Origin of the sequence: Nocardia exalbida NBRC 100660, assembly GCF_000308575.1 — a bacterium.
In the GTDB taxonomy this organism is placed as follows: Bacteria; Actinomycetota; Actinomycetes; order Mycobacteriales; family Mycobacteriaceae; genus Nocardia; species Nocardia exalbida.
On sequence record NZ_BAFZ01000111.1, the window covers coordinates 1 to 7,223 of the forward strand.

2 protein-coding genes are annotated in these 7,223 nt (G+C 68.7%); both read right to left on the minus strand.

Annotated features, from left to right (window positions below):
• On the minus strand, window positions 1-5,950 hold a 5,950-nt coding region (locus ON29_RS25375; protein ID WP_157172900.1), incomplete at its 3' end, for a non-ribosomal peptide synthetase.
• 270 nt (window positions 5,951-6,220) lie between these two features.
• The coding region (locus ON29_RS25380; RefSeq protein ID WP_040870167.1) for an AMP-binding protein at window positions 6,221-7,223 on the minus strand (1,003 nt) is incomplete at its 5' end.

Consider the following 7,223-nt stretch of genomic DNA (forward strand, 5'->3'; position numbering starts at 1 on the left):
GATCCGCTTCGCGCTGCTTACCCAGCAGGCCGATGAACGACTCATCCGGCTCGAACCGCGTCCGGAACACCACGGTGTTGACGAACATCCCGATCAGATCATCGAGTTCACGCTCACCACGACCCGCGACCGGCGTTCCGATGGCGATATCCGCGGTGCCGGACAAGCGAGCGAGCAAGACCGCGAAAGCCGTGTGCACGACCATGAACAACGTCGCGCCATGCGCACGCGCCAAGTCCACGAGACCCGCGTGGGTCGCCGCATCGATCGCGATATCCACACGCGCACCCGCCAGCGACGCCACCGCCGGGCGCGGCCGGTCGGTCGGCAACTCCAGCAGGTCGGGCAGCTCGGCCAGCTCGGCGCGCCAGAACGCGATCTGCCGTGCCGCCGGCGATTCCGGATCGGACTCGTCCCCCAGCACCGCACGCTGCCACAACGCGTAATCCGCGTACTGCACCCGCAACGGCGACCACCCCGGAACGTCGCCCGAGGTACGGGCCGCGTAGGCGATCATCACGTCGCGCACCAGCGGACCCATCGACGACGCATCCGCCGCGATATGGTGCACCACCACCGCGAGCACGAACGTCTCCGGTGCTCCGTCGACCTGGATGAGCACGGCCCGCAACGGCACCTCCGCCGTCACATCGAACGGAGTGGCCGCCAAGGCGTACACGCTGCTCGCCACGTCGGACTCGGCCAGCACCCGGGGAGCGAGGTCCAGATGAACCTGCGCGGCGGGCAGCACCACCTGCACCGGACCCTCCGGGGTCTCCGGATACACCGTGCGCAGCACCTCATGCCTGCCCACCACGTCGTGCAGCGCCGCACCCAGCGCCACCACATCCAACGCACCGGTCAGCCGCAGCGCGAACGGCAAGTTGTAAGCCGCCGAACCGATCCGCTCCCCAGCATCATCGGACTGATCGAACCGATTGAGAAACCACATCCGCCGCTGCGCCAACGACAACGGCAACTTCTCCGGCCGAGCAATACTCCCCAACTCCACCCGGCGCTCACCATCGGACTCCGACTCCAGCGCCGCCGCCAACGCCGACACCGTCGGCGCCTCGAACAAAGTCCGAACCGGCACCCGCGCATCCACCGCCGCACCCAAACGAGCCACCACCTGCGTGGCAACCAGCGAATTACCGCCCAGCGCGAAGAAATCATCATCCGCGCCCACCCGGCCCACACCGAGCACCTCACCGAACACCCCGGCCACGATCTCCTCCACCGCCGTCGCGGGCGCACGGAAATGCTTGGTCTCGAACGTGGGCTCGGGCAAAGCCTTACGGTCCAGCTTGCCACTGGAGTTCAGCGGGAACGCCTCCAACGCCACGACGGCACCCGGAACCATGTAAGCGGGCAAAGTCTCGCTGATCGCGGACCGCAATGCCTGCGCGTCGATCCGGTCGCCCGGCGCGGGGACCACATAGGCGACGAGCTGATCACCCAGCGACGAGGCCACGACGAGGGCCACGGCCTGGCTCACCGACGGCTGGGCCAGCAGCGCCGTCTCGATCTCACCCAGCTCGATCCGCTGACCGCGGAACTTCACCTGGAAATCGGTCCGGCCGAGATAGTCGAGCACCGCGTCGTCGGCGTCCTTGCGCCACACGACGAGGTCGCCCGTGCGGTACATCCGCTCCCCGTTGCCGAACGGGTCGGCGACGAACCGGTCGGCGGTGAGATCGGGGCGCCGCACATAGCCGCGAGCCAACTGGTCGCCCGCGAGATACAGCTCGCCGGGCACACCCACCGGCACCGGCCGCAACCACGAGTCCAGGACGTAGACTCGGGTGTTCCACTGCGGCAGACCGATCGGCACGGTGCGCTCGTCGGGCGACGCGGGCCAGTAGGTCACCGAGACCGCCGCCTCGGTGGGGCCGTAGAGGTTGTGCACGGCGGCGTCGGACACCGCGTGCATGGCGCCCACGGTCTCCGGCGGGAGCGCCTCGCCGATCACGAAGACGTGTTCGAGTGTCGGGCAGCTGCCGGGGGCGGTGTGCGCCGCGAAAACCGTCAGCATGGACGGCACGAAGTCGGTCACCGTCACGCCTTGGGAGGCAATGGTTTCCGCGACGTACGCGGGGTCACGGTGGCCGTCGTGTGTGGCGACGACGAGCTTCGCGCCCACGCGCAGCGGCATGAAGTAGCCCCACAGCGAGACGTCGAACGTCGTCGCCGTCTTCTGCAGGTACACGTCATCGGCGTCGAGCGGGTATTCCGCCAGCATCCACTCGATCTGATTGTTGATCGCCGCGTGGGACACCGCGACGCCCTTCGGGCGGCCCGTCGACCCCGACGTGAAGATCACGTACGCCGGATGCGCAGGCACCACCGGACGCACGAGTTCCTCCGCGCGAACCGGGCTGTCGTCGAAGCCGGCGAGATCCAGCGTGTCCACGGCGAGGGTCCGGACGTCATCGGGCAGCGCGGCCGCGTCCGCGCTGGTCGTCACGACGCAGAGGGGGCGAGCGGTGTCCAGGATGTGAGCGATGCGTTCGGCCGGATGATCCGGATCCAACGGCACATAAGCCCCACCCGCCGCCACGATCGCATACATCCCCACCACAAGATCCAACGAACGCCGAACCGCCAACCCCACCAACGACTCCGCACCCACACCCTGCGAAATCAACAACCGCGCCAAACGATTCACCCGCGCATCGAACCCACGATACGAAAGCTCGACACCCTCGTAGGCGACGGCGATCTCGTCCGGATGCGCCTCGACGGCCCGCCGATAACCATCGAGCAGCAACTCGGAGCGGACCGGGTAGCGGGTGTCGTTCCACTCGTGCAGGATGCGATCCCGCTCGACCACGTTGAGCAGGTCGATACCGCCCAGCGCGCGATCGGGGTCGGCCGCGACCGCGCGCAGCAACCGGTTCAAGCGCGCCGCGAACTCGGCGACCGAACTCTCGTCGAACAGATCGGTGGCATAGGTGAACATGGCGGACAGGCCCGCGTCCGGACCCTCCTGCGGCGTCACCGTCAGCTGTAGATCGAATTTGGCCACCGCGCCGTCGAACTCCACCGCGCCGACCGACAGGCCGGGCAGCTCCAGCTGCGCTCGGTCCATGTTCTGGAAGAACAGCGCCACTTGGAACAGCGGGTGATGCGCCTGCGACCGCACCGGGTCCAGCACCTCGACCAACCGCTCGAACGGCAGTTCGGCGTGCGAGAACGCGGCAAGGTCGCGTTCCTTGGTCGCCTCCAGCAGCCCGGCGAAGGAGGCGGCCGGGTCCACCGCGGTGCGCAGCACCAGCGTGTTGACGAACATGCCGACCAGATCGTCGAGTTCCGCCTCGCCACGTCCGGCGACCGGCGTGCCGATGGTGATGTCGGTGGTGCCGGACAGTCGGGCCAGCAGCGCCGCGAAGGCGGTGTGCACCACCATGAACAGCGAGGCGCCGTGGGCCTGGGCGAGTTCGTCGAGCCGGGCCCGGATGGGTGCGTCGACGGTGAAGGTGAAGACGCCGCCGCGCCCCGAGGCCGAGGCGGGGCGCGGCCGATCCATAGGGAGGTCGAGCCGATCGGGAATGCCCGCGAGAGCGTCACGCCAGAAGGCGATCTGCGTCGCGGCCACGGAGCGGGGGTCGCTCTCCTCGCCGAGCACGGCGTGCTGCCACAGCGTGTAGTCCGCGTACTGCACCGGCAGCGGGGCCCAGCCGGGCGCCTCGCCCGCGCTGCGCGCGACATAGGCGGTCATCAGATCGCGTACCAGCGGCGCTATGGACGTACCGTCGGCCGCGATGTGGTGCACGACCACGGCGAGCACGTAATCGTCGGAGCCGATCCGCGCGAGCGAAAGCCGCAGCGGCACCTCGGCCGCGACGTCGAAACCGGCTGCGGCGAAGGTGCCCAGCCAGTCCGGCAGTTCTCCGGCGGTCAGGCTGTGCGGCGTCAGGTCCGGGATCGCTTGCGCGGCGGGCAGCACGACCTGGTAACCGGTACCGTCCACCGCCGGATACACCGTCCGCAACGTCTCATGACGCTCGACCACATCCGCGACCGCCGCCTGCAACGCCGCCACATCCAACACACCCGACAACCGCACCGCGAACGGAATATTATTCGCCGCCGAACCCGTATCGAACTGATTCAAAAACCACATCCGCCGCTGCGCCAACGACAACGGCACCCGCTCCGGACGCTGCAGCGCCACCAACGCGGGACGCGCCGCACCGGTGTCGAATTCGGCGAGGCGGGCGGCCAGCAGCGCGACCGTCGGCGCTTCGAACACCGTCCGCGCGGGCACCCGGGCGCCGATCGACGCCCCGAGCCGGGCCGCGACCTGCGTCGCGATCAGCGAATTGCCGCCCAGCTCGAAGAAATCGTCGTCCGCGCCGATCTCGTCACCCGCGCTGAGCAGGTCACCGAAGACGCCGGCGACCAATTGCTCCAGCGCTCCCGACGGGGCGCGGAATTCCTTGGTCTGCAACTGCGGAGCGGGCAGGGCACGACGATCCAGCTTGCCCACCGGGGTCAGCGGGATCTCATCCAGCACGGTGAGCGAGGTCGGCACCATGTGCACCGGCAGGCTGCGCTCGGCGTGCGCGATCAACTCGTCGGTGTCGATGGAGCGTCCGCTCGCCGCGTGCACGTACGACGCGAGAATCGTCGCGCCGCTGTCCAACTGATGCCCGACGGTGACCGCGAAGTCGACCGTCTCGTGCGCGGCCAGCACCGCGTCGATCTCGCCCAGCTCGATACGGAAACCGCGAATCTTCACCTGGAAGTCGTTGCGGCCCATGTATTCCAACTCGCCGTTCGGCGTCCAGCGAACCAGGTCGCCGGTGCGGTAGAGCCGAGAGTGGTTCGGGTCGAACGGATTCGGAACGAAACGCACCGCGGTGAGGCCGGGCCGCAGCTGGTAACCGCGCGCCAGCTGGGGTCCACCGATGTACAGCTCGCCGACCACGCCGATCGGAACCGGCACCAGCCGCTCGTCCAGCACGTATTCGGTGGTCGCCTGGATCGGCGCGCCGATGGTCACCGGTTCCCCGGGCACCAGCGGCGCGCTGATGTTGGTCATGATCGTGGTTTCGGTCGGGCCGTACCCGTTGTAGAACTCGCGCCGGCCCTCGGCGATCGGGCGCACCCAGCGCCGCACCAGTTCCGGCGGGCACGCCTCGCCACCGGCCACCACCACGCGCAGCTCGTCCAACCCGGCCGGGTCCACCGACGCGAGCGCGGCGGGGGTGATGAACGCGTGGGTGACGGCCTCCCTGCGCAGGAGCGCGGCCAGCTCGTCACCACCGTAGACCGTCGGCGCGACCACGACCATGGTCGCCGCCCCGCCCAGCGCGAGCAGCAATTCCAGCACCGACGCGTCGAACGACGGCGACGCGAAATGCAACGTCCGCGACGCACTCGTCACCCGATACCGATCACGCTGCTCGGCACAGAAACTCGCCAAACCCGCCTGAGTGACCACCACGCCCTTCGGCATACCGGTGGAGCCGGAGGTGTAGATGACGTAGGCGGGATGCTCGGCGCGCAACTGTCGCAGCCGATCCGCGTAGGTGACCGGCTCGGTCGGGTAGTCCTCCAACTGCTGGACGAAGGCGTCCGAATCGATGACCAGCCATTCGATCTCGCTCGGCAGGTCCTCCACCACTCGCGCTACGGTGAGGCCGAGTACCGCGCCGGAGTCCTTCACCATGTGCTCGACACGATCGGCCGGATAGTTCGGATCCACCGGCACGAAACCCGCACCAGTCTTGGCCACCGCCCACACCGCGACCACCGACTCCACCGAACGCGGAACACCAACAGCGACCAGATCCTCCGGACCCACCCCCCGATCGATCAGCAACCGCGCCAACCGCGTGGACCTGGCGTCGAGTTCCGCGTAGGTGAGATGTCCGCGAGAGCTGACCGCGTCGGCGAAGACAACCGCGGTGCCGGTTGGATGCGCTTCGACGGCGGTTGCCATCAGTTGCGGGAGGGTAGTGACTCTAGGTCGCCGGGTACGAGTGGGCCGCACCCGCGCGGGCCGCGTCACGCGAGCCCCGCTTCGTGCTTCCTGGGCACCGATCCCTGCGCCGGCAGACTATTCCCCGACAAGCGAAACATGAAAACTCTGCACATCCTGCCTGTAAGAACACGTCCATGACACATTTCCAGCGGACGGCCTGATACAGCAAACCAGTCCGCTGTGTGCATGGTCACACAACTGAAAGCTTCCGCATGACAGCGAATCACTTCACCGGGCGTCGAACAGCTCGGTGAACTCGACGATCGCGGCCACATTCGACCAGGGCCCCTCGGGCACCGCGCCGACACCATTGTCCAGCACCACGGCGTGCAAATCCTCCAGTGCCATCGGGTCGAGCGTGTCCAGCCCGGTCCGATCCGTCACCAGATGGGTTACCCACTCGTCGGCGAGCGATTCGGTCAGCGCGCCGTCCGCGTCGACCAGCACCACCGACGCGCCCACCGATCCGGCGGCGACCATCTCGACCAGCGCGGCGGGCGACTGCGGACTGCCGTGCTGGAAAGTGCGCGATTCGAAAGTCAGTTCGGTGCGTGCGCGCAGCCGTGCGGCGGCCATGGCGAGGTCGTCGTAGCTGAGCGCCTGCGCGCCGATGAACGCCGGGTCGCCGCCGCGCAAGGCGCGAATGCGGTGGGCGTAGGTGACCGGCCGGGGTGATTCGGCGGCGATCTCCGCGACGACGGTCGGGTCGTCGAGGGCGAGCCAGTCGACCGCGGCGGCCGAGTGCGCACCGCCGACCGTCAAGCCGGTCTTGATCTCGAGTTCGTGCGGCAGCTGTGCGTCGAGTGCGTCGACCGGGACCACGGCGGCGCCGGTTTTGAGTACCGCCCAGGTGGCGATGACCGCTTCGATGCCGCGATCCAGCCGCACCGCCACGCCCGCGCCGGGGCCGCAGCCGCGCGCGATGAGCACGCGCGCCAACCGCGACGAGCGCGCGTCGAGATCCTGGTAGGACAGAGCGTTCTCGCCGGAGACCACGGCGGGGCCGTCCGGGTCGTCCTCGACCGCCGCCGCCAGCGCCTGGGTCAACGCCGTACCCGCGGTGGCCGTGGGCGCTTCGACGCTCACCCGCTCCGCCGCGACCGCCATCCGTTCCCGTTCGGTTGCGTCGAGGATGTCGATGTCGCCGATGGGGGTGTGGGGGTTGGTGGCGATGGTGGTGAGGATGCGGTGGAGGCGGTGGCCGAGGGTTTGGATGGTGGTTTCGTCGAAC